The organism is Pontibacter fetidus (assembly GCF_010119545.1).
Lineage (GTDB): Bacteria > Bacteroidota > Bacteroidia > Cytophagales > Hymenobacteraceae > Pontibacter > Pontibacter fetidus.
In genome coordinates this window covers 15935-34615 of sequence record NZ_JAAEAA010000011.1, presented here as the reverse complement: position 1 = coordinate 34615, position 18681 = coordinate 15935, and the positions used below count along the sequence as shown (strand labels likewise).

General features: G+C 45.5%; 16 protein-coding genes. 12 read left to right on the top strand and 4 right to left on the bottom strand.

The window, feature by feature from the left end; all coding sequences use genetic code 11:
• Positions 1–37: 37 nt before the first annotated feature.
• From GWO68_RS09860 to GWO68_RS09835, 6 genes are all read left to right on the top strand, one after another.
• A complete protein-coding gene (locus tag GWO68_RS09860; RefSeq protein ID WP_162346276.1) occupies positions 38–1267 on the top strand; it encodes an HD domain-containing protein in 1230 nt (409 codons plus the stop codon).
• A 940-nt stretch (positions 1268–2207) separates the two neighbouring features.
• Positions 2208–3230 carry a UDP-3-O-(3-hydroxymyristoyl)glucosamine N-acyltransferase gene (gene lpxD / locus GWO68_RS09855; RefSeq protein WP_162346275.1) on the top strand — a complete coding sequence of 341 codons (1023 nt, stop codon included), beginning with the start codon at positions 2208–2210 and terminating at the stop codon, positions 3228–3230.
• Between the two features lie 164 nt (positions 3231–3394).
• On the top strand, positions 3395–4789 hold the full coding sequence (locus GWO68_RS09850) for a bifunctional UDP-3-O-[3-hydroxymyristoyl] N-acetylglucosamine deacetylase/3-hydroxyacyl-ACP dehydratase (RefSeq protein WP_162346274.1): 1395 nt from the start codon (positions 3395–3397) through the stop codon (positions 4787–4789).
• Complete coding sequence (lpxA, locus tag GWO68_RS09845) at positions 4786–5577, top strand: acyl-ACP--UDP-N-acetylglucosamine O-acyltransferase (RefSeq protein WP_162346273.1); 792 nt, start codon at positions 4786–4788, stop codon at positions 5575–5577. The genes GWO68_RS09850 and lpxA overlap by 4 nt, the downstream gene beginning before the upstream one ends.
• Positions 5567–6211: an ABC transporter ATP-binding protein gene (locus tag GWO68_RS09840; protein ID WP_162346272.1), complete on the top strand. Its 645-nt coding sequence runs from the start codon at positions 5567–5569 to the stop codon at positions 6209–6211. The genes lpxA and GWO68_RS09840 overlap by 11 nt, the downstream gene beginning before the upstream one ends.
• 75 nt (positions 6212–6286) lie before the next feature.
• A complete protein-coding gene (locus GWO68_RS09835; RefSeq protein WP_162346271.1) occupies positions 6287–6994 on the top strand; it encodes a YebC/PmpR family DNA-binding transcriptional regulator in 708 nt (235 codons plus the stop codon).
• Positions 6995–7102: 108 nt separating this feature from the next.
• Here the strand turns inward: GWO68_RS09835 and GWO68_RS09830 are convergent, their stop codons facing one another.
• Together GWO68_RS09830 and GWO68_RS09825 are read right to left on the bottom strand one after the other, a co-directional pair.
• The gene (locus tag GWO68_RS09830; RefSeq protein WP_162346270.1) at positions 7103–8386 is read right to left on the bottom strand and encodes an erythromycin esterase family protein; all 1284 of its coding nucleotides are present in this window, start codon (positions 8384–8386) and stop codon (positions 7103–7105) included.
• 142 nt (positions 8387–8528) lie between these two features.
• Complete coding sequence (locus tag GWO68_RS09825; RefSeq protein WP_162346269.1) at positions 8529–9263, bottom strand: DUF4197 domain-containing protein; 735 nt, start codon at positions 9261–9263, stop codon at positions 8529–8531.
• A gap of 165 nt (positions 9264–9428) precedes the next feature.
• Here GWO68_RS09825 and GWO68_RS09820 point away from each other — a divergent pair, with 165 nt between their 5' ends.
• The 6 genes from GWO68_RS09820 to GWO68_RS09795 all read left to right on the top strand — a co-directional run bounded on the left by GWO68_RS09820 (position 9429) and on the right by GWO68_RS09795 (position 15059).
• Positions 9429–10751, top strand: a complete 1323-nt coding sequence (locus tag GWO68_RS09820; RefSeq protein WP_317164507.1) for a competence/damage-inducible protein A — start codon at positions 9429–9431, stop codon at positions 10749–10751.
• 140 nt (positions 10752–10891) lie between these two features.
• Positions 10892–12259, top strand: coding sequence for a dihydrolipoamide acetyltransferase family protein (locus GWO68_RS09815; RefSeq protein ID WP_162346268.1), 1368 nt, complete (start codon positions 10892–10894; stop codon positions 12257–12259).
• Positions 12260–12434: 175 nt separating this feature from the next.
• Complete coding sequence (locus GWO68_RS09810; protein WP_162346267.1) at positions 12435–12950, top strand: hypothetical protein; 516 nt, start codon at positions 12435–12437, stop codon at positions 12948–12950.
• Between the two features lie 26 nt (positions 12951–12976).
• Positions 12977–13687 (top strand): SIMPL domain-containing protein, encoded by a 711-nt coding sequence (locus GWO68_RS09805; protein ID WP_162346266.1) that lies wholly within the window; start codon positions 12977–12979, stop codon positions 13685–13687.
• A 47-nt stretch (positions 13688–13734) separates the two neighbouring features.
• On the top strand, positions 13735–14328 hold the full coding sequence (locus GWO68_RS09800; RefSeq protein ID WP_162346265.1) for a hypothetical protein: 594 nt from the start codon (positions 13735–13737) through the stop codon (positions 14326–14328).
• An 80-nt stretch (positions 14329–14408) separates the two neighbouring features.
• Complete coding sequence (locus GWO68_RS09795; RefSeq protein WP_162346264.1) at positions 14409–15059, top strand: hypothetical protein; 651 nt, start codon at positions 14409–14411, stop codon at positions 15057–15059.
• 65 nt (positions 15060–15124) lie between these two features.
• On the opposite strand, the gene GWO68_RS09790 is transcribed toward GWO68_RS09795, so the two are convergent.
• Both GWO68_RS09790 and GWO68_RS09785 read right to left on the bottom strand, forming a co-directional pair.
• Positions 15125–17755 carry a valine--tRNA ligase gene (locus GWO68_RS09790; RefSeq protein WP_162346263.1) on the bottom strand — a complete coding sequence of 877 codons (2631 nt, stop codon included), beginning with the start codon at positions 17753–17755 and terminating at the stop codon, positions 15125–15127.
• Positions 17756–18026: 271 nt separating this feature from the next.
• Positions 18027–18599, bottom strand: a complete 573-nt coding sequence (locus GWO68_RS09785) for a pentapeptide repeat-containing protein (protein WP_162346262.1) — start codon at positions 18597–18599, stop codon at positions 18027–18029.
• Positions 18600–18681 lie beyond the last annotated feature (82 nt).

Genomic DNA, 18681 nt, shown 5'->3' with positions numbered 1-18681 from the left:
TAATTCAACCATAAATCAACTTAACTATTCGGTAATAGTGAACAAGAAAAAAATCTTTAACGACCCGGTATACGGCTTTATAACAGTTCCGTCTGAGCTCTTGTTCGATATTATCGATCATCCGTACTTTCAACGTTTGCGCCGTATTAAACAGCTTGGACTTACCGAAATGGTTTACCCGGGTGCGCTGCATACTCGTTTTCATCATGCTTTAGGTGCCATGCACCTCATGAACACAGCCCTGCAAACCCTGAAAAGTAAAAATAACGAAATTTCTGACAAGGAATTTGAAGCTTCGCTGATTGCTATACTGTTACACGACATCGGCCACGGCCCTTTTTCACATGCCCTCGAGACGGCTATATTTAAAGAAGTACATCACGAGCATCTGTCGTTGCACATCATGCATATGCTTAACGAAGAGTTTGGCGGAAGATTGAGCCTTGCCATCGATATATTTACAGATAAGTACGAACGCAGGTTTTTCCACCAACTGGTTTCGAGCCAACTGGACGTAGACAGGCTTGACTACCTGAACCGTGATAGCTTTTATACTGGGGTGTATGAAGGCAAAATAGGCGCAGACCGCATCATAAAAATGCTGGATGTTGCCAATGATAAGCTGGTGGTAGAAGAGAAAGCAATCTATAGTATAGAGAACTTTTTAGTAAGCCGCCGCCTGATGTACTGGCAGGTATACTTACATAAAACAGTGATCAGTGCCGAAAATATGGTGCTTCGCGCCGTACAACGCGCCCGACAACTTTTACAACAAGGTATAGACGTCCCAGCCAGCACTTGCTTAAAATACTTTCTGGCTACCGACCTGACTATGCAGGATTTTGTGAAGGATCCAGGTATATTGGAGCGCTTCGTAAGCCTCGACGACCACGATATTTGGAGCGGCATCAAGCAATGGGCTTCGCACGAAGATCCTATACTTTCTTACCTTTCCAAATGCATCCTCAACCGCAAGTTGTTTAAAGTGATTATCTCTAACAAGCCTGTTGATGAAGAAATGATGCTGGGCATCAGCGAACTGATACAGGAACGTTTTAAAGTTGCGGACGAAGACATTAAATACCTGATGATAGCGGGCAAGATCAGCAACAACGCCTACCAATCTGAAGGCCAATCTATAGATGTGCTGACTAAAGCAGGATATATAGTCGATGCTGCCGACGCCTCAGACTTACCAAATATACAGGCTCTCAGTAATAAGGTGGAGAAATATTATGTGTGTTACCCAAGGGAAGTAGCCAACTAAAGACTTTTATTTCCAGACATGGCAGGGTGTTTAGCTCCTACAAGTGACTGGGATATATAGTTCAACTGCTTCTCTACTGTCATTTCGAACATCGTGATAAATCTATCTCAGACTATAGTTATTCTTTTGTCATGTAGAGCGCAGCCGAGACATCTTATATGTCCTATAGTTTGCTTCTCTACTATCTGAAACAAGCCTTCTCTTTCATAGCCACTCTTCATCCTGGGAGCTCTACTCACCTACCGTTTCAATCCATCTTGGGTGCCCTCACGGCCGGGAGGCCCCGTCTTCGGGCATCGCGCTGCTGCCTTCTTGCTATCCTCGTTCCTCGGATTGGCTACGCCACCGCAACAAGTCAAAGGCGCTCAACCCAAAGACTGTGATCAAGCTCGATAGTTAAGCTATAGCTATAGTTACTGTAACTACTCTTAGCTGTGGCTGATCGGTTTTCTCGTAGCTATAGTTCCTAAGGGACAGGTAAACCTGTCCTGTTCATGGACTGAAACTATAGAACTATAGACCAGAACTACAGTAAGGACAGAAGTGTACCCTTGAGGGGACCATAGGGGTGTTAAAGCAGCCACTATGAAACCATAGCTCTAACTATAGCAGTAGCAGAAACGGCTCCCCTCCTTGGATAAGGAGGGGCAGGGGTGGTTTAAAACCGCAACTATAAAACTATCTACTATACTACGTTCCCTTCACTCCTTTCAAGACAAAAGCAGGAAACATCAACTCTAGATTGCACACAAGCCCAAACCATCATAATTATAATAGAAAGCAGGAGCTTTTTTAAGCAGGATTAAGTTTAAATCTATAATCTAAACAACTCTCATTACAGTGAATTTAATGTCGTACCATATTCCTGCCCGTTAACTTTTTATTAAGTTTGCACCCCCTAAGCGCTAGCGTTTTTGAGATTTTGCTATAATTTTACATCATGGAATTTACTGTTCAACAGATAGCTGACCTGCTACAGGGAGAGATAGAGGGAGATAACTTAACCAAAGTCAGTACGTTAGCCAAAATAGAAGAAGCACAATCAGGTGCTCTTGCTTTTTTGTCTAACCCGAAGTACGAACCTTATTTATACACAACCGGTGCCAGCGCAGTTATAGTTTCTGATAAACTGGAACTGAAAAAGCCTGTATCGGCAGCTCTTATACGCGTTAGCGATCCTTATAGCAGCTTCTCTACCCTGTTACAGTATTACCAGGCCGCATTACTTGCCTCCAAGACCGGCGTGGAAGAACCTTGCTTTATCGGTAGCGGCAGCGAGATCGGTGAAGACCATTATCGCGGCGCCTTCTCTTACATTGGCAATAATTGCAAAATTGGTGCAAACGTGCGCATTTTCCCGCAGGTATATATCGGCGACAACGTAACGATCGGAGACAATACGACTATTTTTGCAGGTGCTAAGTTATACTCCAATACTATAGTTGGCAGCAACTGCACGCTTCATGCAGGTGTGGTGCTGGGGAGCGATGGTTTTGGCTTTGCGCCTCAGCCGGACGGATCTTACAAAATGGTACCACAGATTGGCAATGTAGTGCTGGAAGATGACGTGTCGATCGGGGCGAATACGACAATAGATTGCGCTACCATGGGCTCTACTATTATCCGCCAAGGCACCAAAATAGACAACCTGGTACAGATTGCACATAATGTTGAAGTTGGTAAGCATACTGTTATTGCGGCACAAACCGGTATTTCGGGCTCAGCAAAAATTGGCAACCACTGCGTTATTGCAGGTCAGGTAGGTATAGTTGGGCACATCACTATAGCTGATAAAACTACGGTCGGCGCACAATCCGGTGTAGGTAAGACCATTAAAAAATCAGGCACGATTATACAGGGCTCCCCTGCTTTTGATTACAAACAGAACCTGCGCGCCCTTACTGTTTTCAGAAAATTACCCGAGCTTCAGCGCGAAATAGAAGCACTACGCGATAGAATCTAACCCTTCTGTACTCCTGCCCTGCCATAATGGAAAAATAATATTGGCAAGGCCCGATATAAAACCTTAAGTTTGCGGTAAAATGGCTGGCTGTTAAAGTAACAATTTAAACTATAACCGCTACAGCACTTGCTAAATGCAGGCTCCAGACAAGAATAGAATAGTAAATGAACTATAAACAGCATACCATTAAAGCTCCGGTAACAGTTTCCGGTATTGGCTTGCACACAGGCGTTGTGTCTAACATGACCTTTACGCCTGCTCCCGCAAACCATGGCTACAAATTTCAGCGCATCGATTTGCCGGGCCAGCCTATAGTTGCTGCCGATGTAGATAATGTGGTGGACCTTTCGCGTGGAACTACGATAGAGCAGAACGGTGCACGGGTAAACACAGTAGAGCATACGCTTGCTGCTTTGGTAGGCCTGGAAATAGACAACGTACTGATTCAGCTGGATGGCCCGGAGCCTCCGATCATGGATGGATCTTCTATTGAGTTTGTAAAAGCTTTAATGGAAGTTGGTTTACAGGAGCAAAATGCACTTCGCAACTACTTTGAGCTAACCGAAGGCATTACTTATAAAGATGAGGCCCGCGGTGTTGAAATTGTTGGCTTACCGCTGAACGATTACCGCCTGACTGCTATGGTAGACTATAACTCACCGGTTTTAGGTAGCCAGCATGCCTCTATCACTAATATGAACCAGTTTGAGAGAGAGATCGCGCCTTGCCGCACGTTCTGTTTCCTGCACGAACTGGAAGCCCTGCACAAGCAAAACCTGATAAAAGGCGGAAACCTGGACAATGCCATCGTTATAGTTGACCGCGTGGTGAACGATGATGAGCTGTCGATGCTGGCTGAAATGCTGAACAAGCCAAAGGTAGAAGTTAAAGAAACAGGCACGCTTAACAATACGGAACTTCGTTTTAAGAACGAACCTGCCAGACATAAACTGCTTGACCTGATGGGCGACCTTGCCCTGATCGGCAGACCTATAAAAGGCCAGATACTGGCTGCACGCCCTGGGCACGCGGCAAATATCGGCTTTGCCAAAAGAGTTAAAAGAGCCATACAGGAAGCATCTATCCAAAGCGTACCGGTTTACGACGAGAAGAAGCCACCTGTAATGGATATAAACCAGATCACGGCTACCCTTCCGCACCGTTACCCATTTCTGCTTATTGACAAGATCATTCATCTGGATGAAAATACGGTAACCGGCGTGAAGAATGTGACGATGAACGAGCCTTTCTTCCAGGGCCACTTCCCGGGCAACCCGATTCTTCCGGGCGTGATCCAGATTGAGGCAATGGCGCAGACGGGGGGAATTCTGGTACTGAATACAGTCGAAAATCCTGAAGATTACTGGACTTACTTCCTGGGTGTGGACAAATGCCGCTTTAAGCGCAAAGTAATTCCGGGAGATACAATCATCTTTAAATGTGAACTGCTGGCTCCTATAAAACGTGGAATTGCTAAAATGAGTGGTCAGGCTTTTGTTGGTGGCCAACTTGTAATGGAAGCAGAAATGTCGGCAAGTATAGTTAAGAAAAACGCATGAATCAGCCATTAGCATACATCCATCCGGAAGCTAAGATAGCTCACAACGTAGTGATCGAACCGTTTTCTACCATTTATAAGAATGTAGAGATCGGTGAAGGCACCTGGATTGGGCCGAACGTTACGATAATGGAAGGCGCCCGCATTGGTAAGAATTGTAAGATCTTCCCTGGTGCGGTAATCTCTTCTGTGCCACAAGACCTTAAATTCGCCGGCGAAGAAACCACTGCCGTTATCGGTGACAATACCGTTATCCGGGAGTGTGTAACTGTTAGCCGTGGAACTATAGATAAAATGCGTACCGTAGTAGGCAGTAACTGCCTTATTATGTCGTACGCGCATATTGCCCACGACTGTATAGTTGGCAATAACTGTATCGTTGTAAATGCGGTGCAGATGGCCGGCCATGTAGAGATGGGTGATTTTGCCATTATAGGCGGATCAAGTGCAGTACACCAGTTTGTGAAGATCGGTGCTCACGCTATGATCTCTGGTGGTTCGCTGGTTCGTAAAGATGTTCCTCCTTATGTTAAAGCTGCGCGTGAGCCACTTACCTATGCTGGTATCAACTCTATCGGGTTGCGCCGCCGTGGTTTTACAAGCGAACAGATCAACGAAGTACAGCAACTATACAGAATCCTGTTTATGAGCGGTAACAACACTACCGAAGCTCTGGACAAGATTGAACTGGAGATGGCACCAAGCAAAGAGCGCGACGAAATAGTAAATTTTGTGCGTAACTCTGGCCGCGGTATTATTAAGAGCTACATCGGTAAAGATGCAAATTAACCTAAGCAATTTAGGTAAACGATACAATTACGAGTGGATTTTCCGGAACCTGACCTACACATTCGAGTCAGGAACCTCTTATGCTATACTTGGGCATAACGGATCCGGGAAATCCACTCTTCTTACTGTTATATCCGGTCATAACCTTCACTCTGAAGGCGAAATAAACTATAAAACCGGCGGCAAAGATATTCCTGTCGAAAAAATCTATAGTTCCCTTTCCCTGACAGCCCCTTACCTGGAACTGGTTGAAGAATTCTCGCTTCTGGAAATGATTGGGTTTCATACCCGTTTCAAGCCACTTCGCCAAAACCTAACTGCTTTGGAGCTGATAGACCGTATGGGCCTGCAGAAGTCGAAACATAAGTTTGTGAAGGATTTCTCTTCGGGCATGAAGCAGCGCCTGAAACTGGGACTGGCCATTTACTCTCAATCTGAATTATTGCTATTGGACGAGCCCACCACCAACCTGGACCAGGAAGGTGTAGCGTGGTACCAGGAACACGTGGCACAGAACAGAAGTAACCGCTTGATTATAGTTGGGTCCAATATTTTGCATGAGTATAGTTTCTGCGACCAGCACCTGCGTATTTCAGACTATCATGTGGTGCCAACAGCCAAACGCAAACTATAAAGCGTGCAAAATTGCTGATGGGCTATTAATTTTAAGGTAAGCTTTCTACATTTGTAAGTATAACAAGCAGACACCATGGGAAGAGCATTTGAATTTAGAAAAGCCCGCAAGTTTAAGCGCTGGGATAAGATGTCGAAGGCATTTACACGCCTTGGGAAAGAGATTGTGATGGCCGTTAAAGAAGCCGGACCAAACCCTGAAACAAACTCGCGTCTGCGCACGGCCATGAATAACGCAAAAGGCGTTAACATGCCGAAAGACCGCGTGGAAGCTGCTATTAAACGTGCTTCGTCTAAAGAAGAAAAAGATTACGAAGAAGTTGTATACGAAGGCTACGGCCCGCACGGCATCGCTATTCTTGTAGAAACAGCTACCGATAATATCAACCGTACTATTGCCAATATGCGCGTTTACTTTTCGCGTGCTGGTGGTGCCGTAGGTAAAACCGGTTCGCTGGACTTTATTTTCACCCGCAAAGGCATCTTTAAAATTAACCCGGAAGGAGTTGACATTGAAGAGCTGGAACTGGAACTAATCGACTTTGGGGCGGATGACATTTACGAGCACGAAGGCGAGATTATAGTGGAGACTGCCTTTGCAGACTTCGGACAGATGCAGAAAGCATTAGAAGAAAAAGGACTGAACGTAATCAGCGCAGAACTGCAGCGCATACCAAACACCAGAACCGAACTTACCGACGAACAGGCCGAAGAAATAGAAAACCTGGTTGAGAAGATTGAAGAAGATGACGATGTGCAGGCCGTTTACCATAACATGGCTTAACGTATCTCAAACTATAGTTTACTTTTAAAAGCTGCCTTTAGGGCAGCTTTTTTGTCTATTAACTCATGCTACAACTCTCTAAACTTTCTAATTTATAACTTTCTAACTTTAATAGTTCCATGGGTAAAGATCAGGCTCCTGGGCTCCGCGGGTTTTCATGTGTAATGGGTGCACAGCATCTGTTTCATCGAAGTAAAGGAATGCATCGTAGCGCTGCGGAATAATAGTGGGTACATAGTTACCATAGGCTTCGAACTTGGCATCGTAAACTACACCTATAGCCCTGTGGCCTATCCGGCGTTGTGCTAAATCATCTATGTGCATCAGGTCTCTGCTCAGTATAAGTTTGTTTTCGTCGCTTATGCTATGCAATATTTCTTCCCAACTACCGGGTTTTGCAGGCGGCACTTCCATTTTCTGCATCGGTGCACCCCACGATTTACTTGCGATTACATGTCCCTGGTAAGTACCGAAACCAACAAGCTTTACCTGTTCATTTCCATATCGCTCACGCGCCAGCTGACCAATATTATACATGCTATCATCTGCCATATCGGTAGCGCGGGCATCACCAATGTGCGTGTTATGTTCCCAAACTATAGCTTTTGATTCCGGTCCGTGTAGTTCCAGCAGCCTGTCCAGCGTATCCATCATGTGTGCGTCGCGCACGTTCCACGATTTGGCTCCGCCCTGCACCATGGCCCTGTAGTATTTTTCGGCGTTTACAGTCACCATTGCATTTTGGCGGGTATTAAAGTCGTGTTCCCGATCTCCGGTATGTATCGGAGACTTTATAATGCGCTGCAGCATACCGATCACTTCATCTTCACAATCGGTGCGCACAAATGCAGTTGCCCGTGCATATTCCTGCGGGTCTCGGTTAAAAGGCTCAAAACAGTTCATGGCAGAGCGAGCTGCCTCTATTGCTTGTCCGTCGTTCTTTTCCAGGTATTTAAGTACCTGTTCCAGCGACTCCCACAAACTATAAACATCCAGTCCGTAAAAGCCAACTTTCTGTTCTGTACTGCGGAGGTGGTTTACATCCCGGATCCATTCCATCAGGGCCGCAACTTCCCAGTTTGCCCACATCCAGGTCGGCCATCTTCTGAAAACCTGCAGTACATCGGCAATCTTACTACCTGAGTTCTGGTATCCTTTTACAAAACGATTCACTGCATAACACTCGGGCCAGTCGCCTTCCACAGCTATAAACTGAAAACCTTTTTCCTGGATCAGCCTTTTTGAAATGGCCGTGCGCCAGGTGTAATATTCGGAAGTACCATGCGATGCTTCGCCTAACATCACGATGCGGGCATTGCCTACTTCTTCAATCAGTTTGTCAAGGTCTTTGTCTCTGGTAAGCGGAATGTAAGCGATCTGTTTGTTGTCCATAGTCTGGTAGTGTTTGGGGCATGGAGGTAACTATAAATTTGCTGTATTGTACTAACTTAAAAGGGTTTATGTTTTAAAAAACAAGCCCGCTCTACCAAAGGGCAAAGCGGGCTTACCAAACTATAGCTGGTATTGTTTATAGTTACGATTGGTTCTCTTTTGTAAATACACGACGAAGCAGCTCTGTAGTGCGTGCAATCGGGTTTTCACGGATCTTCAGTTCTTCGTCAGCAACCAGCAGGAACAAACCATCAATCGCTTTCTGGGTAGCATATTCGTCCAGGTTCGGGTTTACTTTTTGCACTAGTGGTATCTGGTTATACTGGTTTACCAGGTCTGCATAATATTTGGTAGCATTCGTTTTCTGCAACGATTGCTGTATAACCGGTTTAAAGGCATTGGTAAGCTGTGTGGATGTCGTGCGCTTCAGGTATTGGGTAGCGGCATCTTTATCGCCTTTCAGAATATCCCACGCATCCTGTATGGTCATCTGCTTTATGGCGCTCACGAAGATCGGTACGGCACTTTTAGCAGCATCTTCGGCTCCGCGGTTCAGGGTCATTACAAAACGGTCTACTTCGCTGCCAAAGCCAACTTTACGTAACGTGTTCTCTACGCACTGTACTTCAGGCGGAAAAGGAATGCGGATAAGGGAGTTTTTATAGTAGCCATCTGTTTGGGAAGCTTTTCCGGCTCCGTTCTTAATACCTACTTCTAGGGCCTGACGTAATCCTGATGCAACTTCGGACTGGGTAACAGGAGCGCCAGTGGTTGTGCCGGCTAAAACGCCATCAACGGTTTGCTGCACCTGTGCGGCCGTACATGCGCTGGCACCCATGGCCAATGCAATAAAAGAAGTGTAGAGTAATTTTTTCATATCGTTATAACATCTTTAACTTAGAGCATGTTTATAGTTCGTTTTTGCAAGCGAAAATTAGATAGAAAAGGTTCTGACGAAATGTTTTTTGAGCCGCATAGCAGCGCTACGTGGCGATAAAAAGATAAAGTCAGGTTCTTTTATAACTAATTTGCAGCGCAAAGTATGAAATATAATCATGCTCTTCACGTGGTTTTAAAACCCAACGCACAAATCAGACCAAAAAATATGGAAGCGGTAAACGCAGAGATCATCACCATCGGCGACGAAATATTATACGGCCAAATAGTTGATACCAATTCCGCATGGATGGGTACGGAACTCACGAAGTTAGGGATAAAAGTAAAACAGATGACATCTATTTCTGACAGCGCAGCTCATATAACTGCCGCTTTGGATGATGCAAAGACACGTGCCGATATAATACTGATAACCGGTGGCTTAGGCCCAACCAAAGACGACCTGACAAAAGATGTACTGACTGCCTACTTCCATACATCCCTTAAATTGCACGAACCATCGCTGGCCGATATTGCAGCTATTTTTGAAAAACGCGGCATTGAAGTAACGGAACTGAACCGGCAGCAGGCTTTTTTACCTGAAAGCTGCACCCCTGTTCGTAATGTATTGGGCACCGCGCCGGGCATGTGGTTTGAGCAGGAAGGCAAAGTTTACGTATCGATGCCGGGCGTGCCGTTTGAGATGAAGCGCATGATGACCGACATTGTGCTGCCTAACCTGAAAGCGCATTTCAAAACGCCGGAGATCATTCATAAAGTAATTCAAACTATAGGCATCGCCGAATCTATACTTGCTGAGAAGCTCGAAGAATGGGAACTGGCCTTACCACCGCATATCAAACTGGCTTATTTGCCTTACCTGGCCGGTGTACGCCTGCGCCTGACCGGAGCCGGAGACGATGCAACTATACTGGAACAGGAACTACAAACTGAAGTTGAAAAGCTCTCTCAGATCATACCGAAGTATATTTTTGCTTACGGCGAAGTAAACCTGGAAGAAGCAGTTGGCAATCTACTGAAGGAACAACACCTAACTATAGCTACTGCCGAAAGCTGCACCGGCGGTTACCTAGCGCACAAGTTTACCAGCATACCTGGCAGTTCGGCTTATTTTATGGGAAGTATAGTGGCCTACCATAATGATGTAAAAATACGTGAACTGCATGTAAATCCTGAAACCCTGCAGCAGCATGGCGCCGTAAGTGAAGCCACTGTGCGTGAGATGGCCGAAAATGTGCGGAAAAAATTCAACACAACTATAGGTGTGGCAACTAGCGGCATAGCCGGCCCCGATGGCGGAACTCCTGACAAACCCGTAGGTACGATCTGGATAGCCTATGCGGATGAACATAAGACAGTTGCAAAGCTGCTGAACTATAACAAAAACCGCCTGCTCAACATCGAATATACAGCCCTGGTTGCTTTAAACCTTATCCGGCAAAGTTTGGCTGCAACCGTTGATGAATAGGGTAAAATCCTTAACTTTGTTTCAAAATTAGACATGTAGTATATAGATGTTAGATAATAGACTCTTGGATAAGTAATGTTGTTCAGGGTCTTTAAATCTAGTATCTGCTACCTGATATCATAGAAAATCAACTATAAAATATGGCACTTGTAGAAATGGTTATGCCCAAAATGGGCGAGAGTATCATGGAAGGTACCGTTCTGAAATGGCTCAAAAATGTGGGTGATACCATAGAGCAGGATGAATCGGTGCTGGAAGTTGCTACTGATAAAGTAGATACAGAAGTACCTGCTATTCAGGGTGGTATTCTTAAAGAAATACTGGTACAGGAAGGCGATGTGGTAGCTGTTGGGGCTCCTATCGCAATTATTTCTACAGGCGGTGATGATACTGCTGCTCCTGCCGCGCCGGCTGCTGCTGAAACTCCTGCCGCTGCTGCGCCACAGGCTGCTCCTTCACAGGAAACTGCAGCTACTACCGGCTCTTCAGTTGCTAAACTGGATCAGCCTGCTTCCGGTCGTTTCTACTCTCCGCTGGTGCTTAACATTGCCCGCGAAGAAGGTATCTCGATGCAGGAACTGGAATACGTACCGGGTACCGGCAAAGAAGGCCGTGTGTCTAAAAAAGATATAATGACTTACCTGGAAAGCCGCTCTGGTGCGCCTGCACAAGCTGCTGCTCCACAGGCGCAGGCTGTACAGCCACAAACACAGGTACAGGCTCCGGCTGCTGCGCCAGCTCCTGCTGCACAACCACAAGCTGCTGCACCACAGGTTAAACCGGCTGCATCATATGGTGGCAATGTCGAGATGATCGAGATGGACCGCATGCGTAAGATGATAGCTGACCGCATGGTGGACAGCAAGCGTATTTCGCCACACGTTACTTCGTTTGTAGAAGCCGATGTAACCAACATCGTGAACTGGAGAAACAAGTGGAAAGATGTATATAAGAAGCGCGAAGGCGAGAACTTAACCTTCACTCCTATCTTCATCGATGCCATTGCGAAAGCGATCAAAGATTTCCCGATGATCAACGTGTCTGTAGATGGCGGTACTATCATCCGTCACAAAGACATTAACATTGGTATGGCTGTAGCGTTGCCAAGCGGTAACCTTATCGTTCCGAATATCAAGAACGCTGACCAGCTGAACCTGAATGGCCTGACCAAGAAGGTAAATGACCTGGCAAACCGTGGTCGTATAAACAAGCTGACGCCGGATGATCTGGCAGGTGGTACGTATACGGTTTCAAACGTAGGTTCTTTCGGTAACGTAATGGGTACGCCTATTATCATGCAGCCGCAGGTGGCTATTATGGCTGTTGGCGCTATCAAAAAGAAGCCTGCTGTTATCGAAACTCCGGAAGGCGACCTGATCGGTATCCGTCACTTCATGTTCCTGTCGCACTCTTATGATCACCGTGTGGTAGATGGCTCGCTGGGTGGCATGTTCGTACGCCGTGTTGCCGATTACCTGGAGCAGTTTGATGTGAACACTACGATCTAAATTTAGACAATGGATCTTTTGACTTAGGACAAAAGACAACTATAAAAAGAAGGCCTGCTGCAGCAATGTGGCAGGCTTTATTTTTGACTATAGCTTAAGACATATCTTTTTGCTAATATTAAAAGTATAAACTATAGCTGCTTTAGGTATAGCGGCGAGTATAAACTATAAAACTATGAGAAATATATTACCCTGGATCTTAGCTGCCATTTTCCTGTTTGCTGCTATTTACTTTTACTGGCAGAAGAACGAAGCTGAAAGCAGGCAAGCCATTGCCGACAGACAGATTGAAAAAATTGATAAAAAACTGGAACAGAAGGATGAAACCGTAGACTCATTGGAAGAAATGGTTTTGCCACCTGATACCATGGAAATGGTGCCTCCGGGCGGTGCAGCCTTTGTAGATGAGCTGGGTACACTGAGCGAAAGCGATGTACAGAAACTGCAACGTAAAGGGCTGAAATCTCCTGAGACAGACCTGATGAACGATCTGAACCGCAAACAAAGTCAGCTTATACCTGCAAAAGGTACGATGGGCGGTACCATGGTCATCCGCGACAGCCGTATTTTAAACGACCGCTACGCACTGGCTTACTATGAAGATGGCCACAACGGTGGTTACATGCTTCTGAAGTATACAGTGAATAACGGAACTATAAACTGGACGGTGGTAGATAATTCGAAACTATAGCATAAACTAAACCCAACTTTTAGCCCATGAAAATAAAACTTACTTTCCTGTTTTTGCTGCTTTGCTTGGTAGCAAAAGCACAAAGTGTTTCGCCTGATAACCGCATTGTGGTTCTTGGCCATGCAACTATAGATGTGCCTGCCAACCAGGTAAAGTTTGTGGTAACTCTTTTATCTATCGATTCGGCAAGCGTGGATAAAGTTTACCAAAAACACCAGCGGCAGGAAGATAGCATGGTAAAACTGCTTAAGGAGCTCCAGATACCAGCCAAGAACATAAATTACTCGCTGCTGACAATAAGCCAACGGCAGGACTATAATAACCGGCAGCGCATAGTTTACTTTGCCGGCTATCAGACCGTTATTTTTACGCTGAACGAGCTAAGTAGATTTACGGAAGTACAAAACCGCCTGATCAAAGATGGTTTTACAAGCTTCAGGAGTAGTTTTACTTCTACAGAGATGGAAAAAAGGCAGACCGAGGTATTGGAAAAAGCCATTGAAGTAGCTCGTGCAAAAGCTGATGTAATGGCTAGAGCTGCTAATAGGCAAGTAAAGCGCATCTCTAAAGTAGCTGATACCGAAGACACTGACCCTGCTTTCCAGAATTACCGGCAATCCGGGATACTAAACGAAGTAGTTGTAAGAGGGCAGTCGTCAATGAGCAATTTAGTAGATGAGTTTCCGCAAACAATTCCGGTATCAGCTCAGGTAAAAGTAGTTTTCGAACTGAAATAACAGCACGAAATTTGGGGAAGGAAGTATAAACTATAAAACTGATACAAATGCTGTTCATCCAAACGATACTTCCTTTACTTTTTATACTTCTGCAGGCACAAGGCGGTAATTTTGCGCTTAAGCAGGATTTAGAGAAAGACTTAAAGCAACTTAGCAGCACCTCCGTTTTCATCAGCGATAATACGTCTGCTACTCCATCGCTACAAACTATAGCTCAGGATCTGCAGTTGTTTGGTGTGGTAGCAACTATAGAATTAGGCAACAGCAAGTATAGCCAGCAAACCCAAGACAACTATACAATACAGCAATGGAAGTTCCCGGAAGGCAACATTAAGGCCCTTTACCAGATCGAGACAACTATAGCCCTGGACACCGTGGTTACGCAACGTTACCTGGAACGAGGCCCAACCCAGCACCGCATTCAGAATAAGTTTACGTTTCGAGCTTATGCCATTTCTACCTCAGCTGGGTCAGATCATTTTTATTACTTAACAGAGGCTGAACAAGGTCTTTTAGAATATAGGATTGGTAACCGCCTGGTACAGCTCAGTTACCCAGAACCGAAAGAAGGGTTAAACGATATATTACCTAAAGTGGAAGATGCATTTAGTGCAGTTTTAAGTGCTGTGGTGAAAAATTAAAGCTATAAAGCTGTATCCAGCATTTCTTAAAGTACCGGCAAGTTGCTATCTTAAACGCTTTATTTCCAACCTTCTACTTTATGAAACACATTTACCACAATCTGTGCGTGCGTCTGCACGTAGTAGCAATTCTTTGCCTTTTAGTTTTTACACAGTGTACTACCCCGCAACTATCACTACAGGAAGGAAAGCGCATCGAGCAATTGGGGGTTTGCCTGGTATTTGCTGACAGTGTCGCTCCCGAATTTAAAGAGCAGTTTGAGACCAGCCTGGATACCTATATCCGGAAGTATAACACCCAAAAACACGCCTATAAGCTTACCGAATGCCAGGATGAAGGATCGGTGCAGATAAAAGTGGAAGATGTATCTTATACAACTTCAAAACAGCGGGCAACTGGTATAGCCGTTAGTACAATCGGGCTGATAGGTGTACCTACCCTTATGGTTTCAGCAGGATTGCCTTTTTATGCTTTCTTTTACTACTTCCCTACCAACCAGACATTTACAACACTTGCCCTGAGCCGGGACCTTGCACACCCAACTATGGGAATGATGAACAGAGTGTATACCAGTGGCGGTATGTTTGGCAGCGACGAAAGACAGCGCCTGCGCCATTCCAGGAAATTTGAAAAACACCTAGATGCTATCTTTATAGAACTGGAAAGAAGCTATGCGCGCACATCCCGTAAAGCACCCAAAACTATAGAAACAACTGCAAGTACCAACTAACCTAAAAAACCAGCGGCTGCTCTCTTTTGGAAAGCAGCCGCTGATTTTTATAGTTAAGCTATAGTTTATAGCGAAGCTAAACTTTGTTCTATAGCATTGATCTTTGCCTCGGCATCCGCCATTTTCTTGCGCTCGTTGGCAATAACCGACTCCGGTGCACCACTTACAAAACGCTCGTTACTCAGCTTTTTCGTTACCGACATCAGGAAGCCTTTCGTATACTCCAACTCCTTCTGCAAACGTTCGCGCTCAGCCGCTACATCAATATTACCTTCCATCGGAATAAAGAACTCATCGCCGGCCTCTACAAAGCTAATAGCACCTTCCACGTTATCCTGCACAAAGCTGATCTCGCTAATATTGGCCAATTTGCGAATGATGCTCAGGAACGGCTCGTATCCATCCTGGTTCATTACTTTTATAGACAGGTCAAGCGCTTTTGTCTGTGGGATGTTCTTTGAGTTACGGATGTTTCGGATGGCAGCTACAACTTTCAGTACGCTGTCCATACGCGCATTCAGGTTCTTATCAAACGTATCCTTCTTCGGCCACGCAGAAACAATCAGGTATTCTTTTTCTTTGCGCTCTTTCAGGTCGTGCCAGATCTCTTCTGTAATGAACGGCATGAACGGATGAAGCACTTTCAATACTCTTTCAAGGAAAGCTGTTGTAGCATCTAATGTTTGCTTATCAATTGGTTGTTGGTAAGCCGGTTTGATCATCTCCAGGTAATTTGAGCAGAAATCATCCCACACCAGTTTGTAAACCGCAAGCAAGGCATCCGAAATACGGAACTTCTCGAAATGGTCTTCAATCTGAGCAAAGGCTTCGTTAAAGCGCGAATCAAACCAATTGATAGCTGTTTCGTTCGGGCAAGGCAGATTCTCATCTACTTCCCATCCTTTTATCAGGCGGAAGGCGTTCCAGATTTTGTTGCTGAAGTTACGGCCCTGCTCTACCAGTTTCTCGTCGAATAGTAAGTCGTTACCAGCCGGTGAGCTGAACAACATACCGGCACGCACGCCGTCGGCACCATATTGGTCAATAAGGTCCAGCGGATCTGGAGAGTTACCCAGCGATTTCGACATTTTACGCCCCTGCGCATCACGCACAATACCGGTCAGGTACACATTGCGGAACGGCATCTCGTTACGGAACTCGAAGCCAGCCATGATCATACGTGCCACCCAGAAGAATAGAATTTCAGGGGCAGTTACCAGGTCGTTGGTTGGGTAATAATATAGGATGTCCTTGTTATCAGGATCTTTAAAACCATCGAAAACAGAGATAGGCCACAACCACGACGAGAACCAGGTATCCAGTACGTCTTCGTCCTGGCGTAGGTCAGTTAGTTGTAAGTCTGCGTTTCCGCTTTGCTTGCGGGCTATTTCAAGGGCTTCTTCTTTGGTTGTAGCTACTACAAACGTGCCATCCGGCAGGTAGTAAGCCGGGATCTGCTGGCCCCACCATAGTTGGCGGGAAACGCACCAGTCGCGCACGTTTTCCATCCAGGAGCGGTACATGTTCTTGAACTTAGGTGGGTGCAGGCGGATCTGGTCTTCCATTACAGACTCCAGGGCCGGCTTCGCCATTTTATCCATTTTGCACCACCACTGCATCGACAAGCGCGGCTCAATTACAGCGCCTGTACGCTCCGATGTCTGCAGCACACTTGGGTACTCTTCTATCTTCACCAGCAGCTCGGCTTCCTGCAGGTCTTTTACGATGTTGCGGCGGGCAGCAAAACGATCCTGGCCCACATATAGTTGGGCTTTTTCGTTCAGCGAGCCATCGTCGTTCAGGATATCTATAGTTGGCAGGTTGTGCTTCTGGCCCAGTTCGTAGTCATTCAGGTCGTGGGCAGGCGTTACTTTCAGCGCACCCGTACCAAAATCTATACTTACATATTCATCAACTATAACCGGAATCTCTTTGCCCAGCAGCGGAATGCGTACCGACTTGCCGTGTAAGTGTGTGTAGCGCTCGTCGTTAGGGTTAACCGCCACAGCAACGTCGGCCATAATCGTTTCAGGGCGTGAGGTTGCAACCGTAATATATGTTTTTTCAGCGTTGTCAGATACCACTTCATATTTCAGGTGGTACATCTTCGCCATCGTTTCTTTCGGAATTACTTCTTCATCAGAAAGAGCCGTTTTACCTTGCGGGTCCCAGTTAACCATACGCACACCACGGTAGATTTGGCCTTTGCGGTACAGGTCCACAAACACTTCGATAACGGCAGCAGACAGATCTTCTTCCATCGTGAAACGGGTACGGTCCCAGTCGCAGGAGGCCCCTAACTTTTTAAGCTGCTCCAGAATAATGCCGCCGTACTTTTCTTTCCACTCCCAGGCATATTTCAGGAACTCGTCGCGCGTCAGGTCTTTTTTCTCGATGCCGCGCTCTTTCAGCATAGCCACTACTTTGGCTTCGGTAGCAATAGAAGCGTGGTCGGTGCCCGGTACCCAGCAAGCTTCTTTGCCCTGCATACGCGCACGACGAATAAGTATATCTTGGATCGTATTGTTGAGCATGTGGCCCATGTGCAGCACGCCAGTTACGTTTGGCGGCGGAATGACAATGGTGTAAGGCTCTTTTTTGGGGTTAGGCGTAGAGCGGAAGAAGCCACGCTCCATCCAGCTGCTGTACCACTTTTCTTCTACTTCTTTGGGACTATATTTCTTTGCTATCGACATCGTATACTTGTTTTTGCTGCTTAAAGCGCTAAAAGGCAAAAATAGGGAATTTAGATGTAATTGTTGATTGTCTGAATCAGGATTTACAGGATTAAAAAGGATACAGAGGATTCAAAAATGCATGTCAATCTGTAACAAACCAGTTGAAAGAGAGGTTAAGCCATTACTATTGTCTCACAAGATCCTTTCAGGATGACAATAAGTAAAGTTGCTGCCAGATTAAGTAAGCGTTAGAATCCTGTCTATCCTTTTTAATCCTGTAAATCCTGATTCAGACAATCTGCAAACTATACTTCATCAGCAAACCCTGCAAACCATACTGAGAAAACTTTGCTTTTTTAATGGTGTTGATCTCGGGGTCTATATCAAAACTATAAGCGGATGAAAGATCTGCATCGGTAAGGTTAGTATAGTTGAAAACAGCGCGCTCCAGGTCTGTATTATCAAAAACAGCGCCGGTAAGGCTGGTATTTGAGAAATCCACACCTTTAAGGGAGCACTTTATAAATTTGGTTTTAGCCATTTTCATCTTAGCAAACGAGGCATAATCAAGCAGGCAATTCTCAAAATACACTGTAAACAGGAAGTCTTCGCATTCGCTATAGTTAATGCCTGTAAGCTTACATTCTTTAAACTCCACATGGTTTATAGTTGCGTGGCTAAGTTTGAGCATGGCCAGGTTGCAACCTATAAACATGCAGTCGGTAAAGCGCGAGCCGGAAAAGTTGCTTCCCGAAAAATCGCAGTTCTTAAACGTACAGTTCTCAAATTCGCGGTTCTTTACATCCTTGTTCGGGTAAACGATCTTTTCAAAAACTTTATTTTCGTGTAGCTGGCCTTCCATAGTCTGATATTATAGTTGCTTTAAATTTACGCCCTTACTGCGTGTTTTCACCAGCAAGCATCAGCTGCCAGATAATTTGATT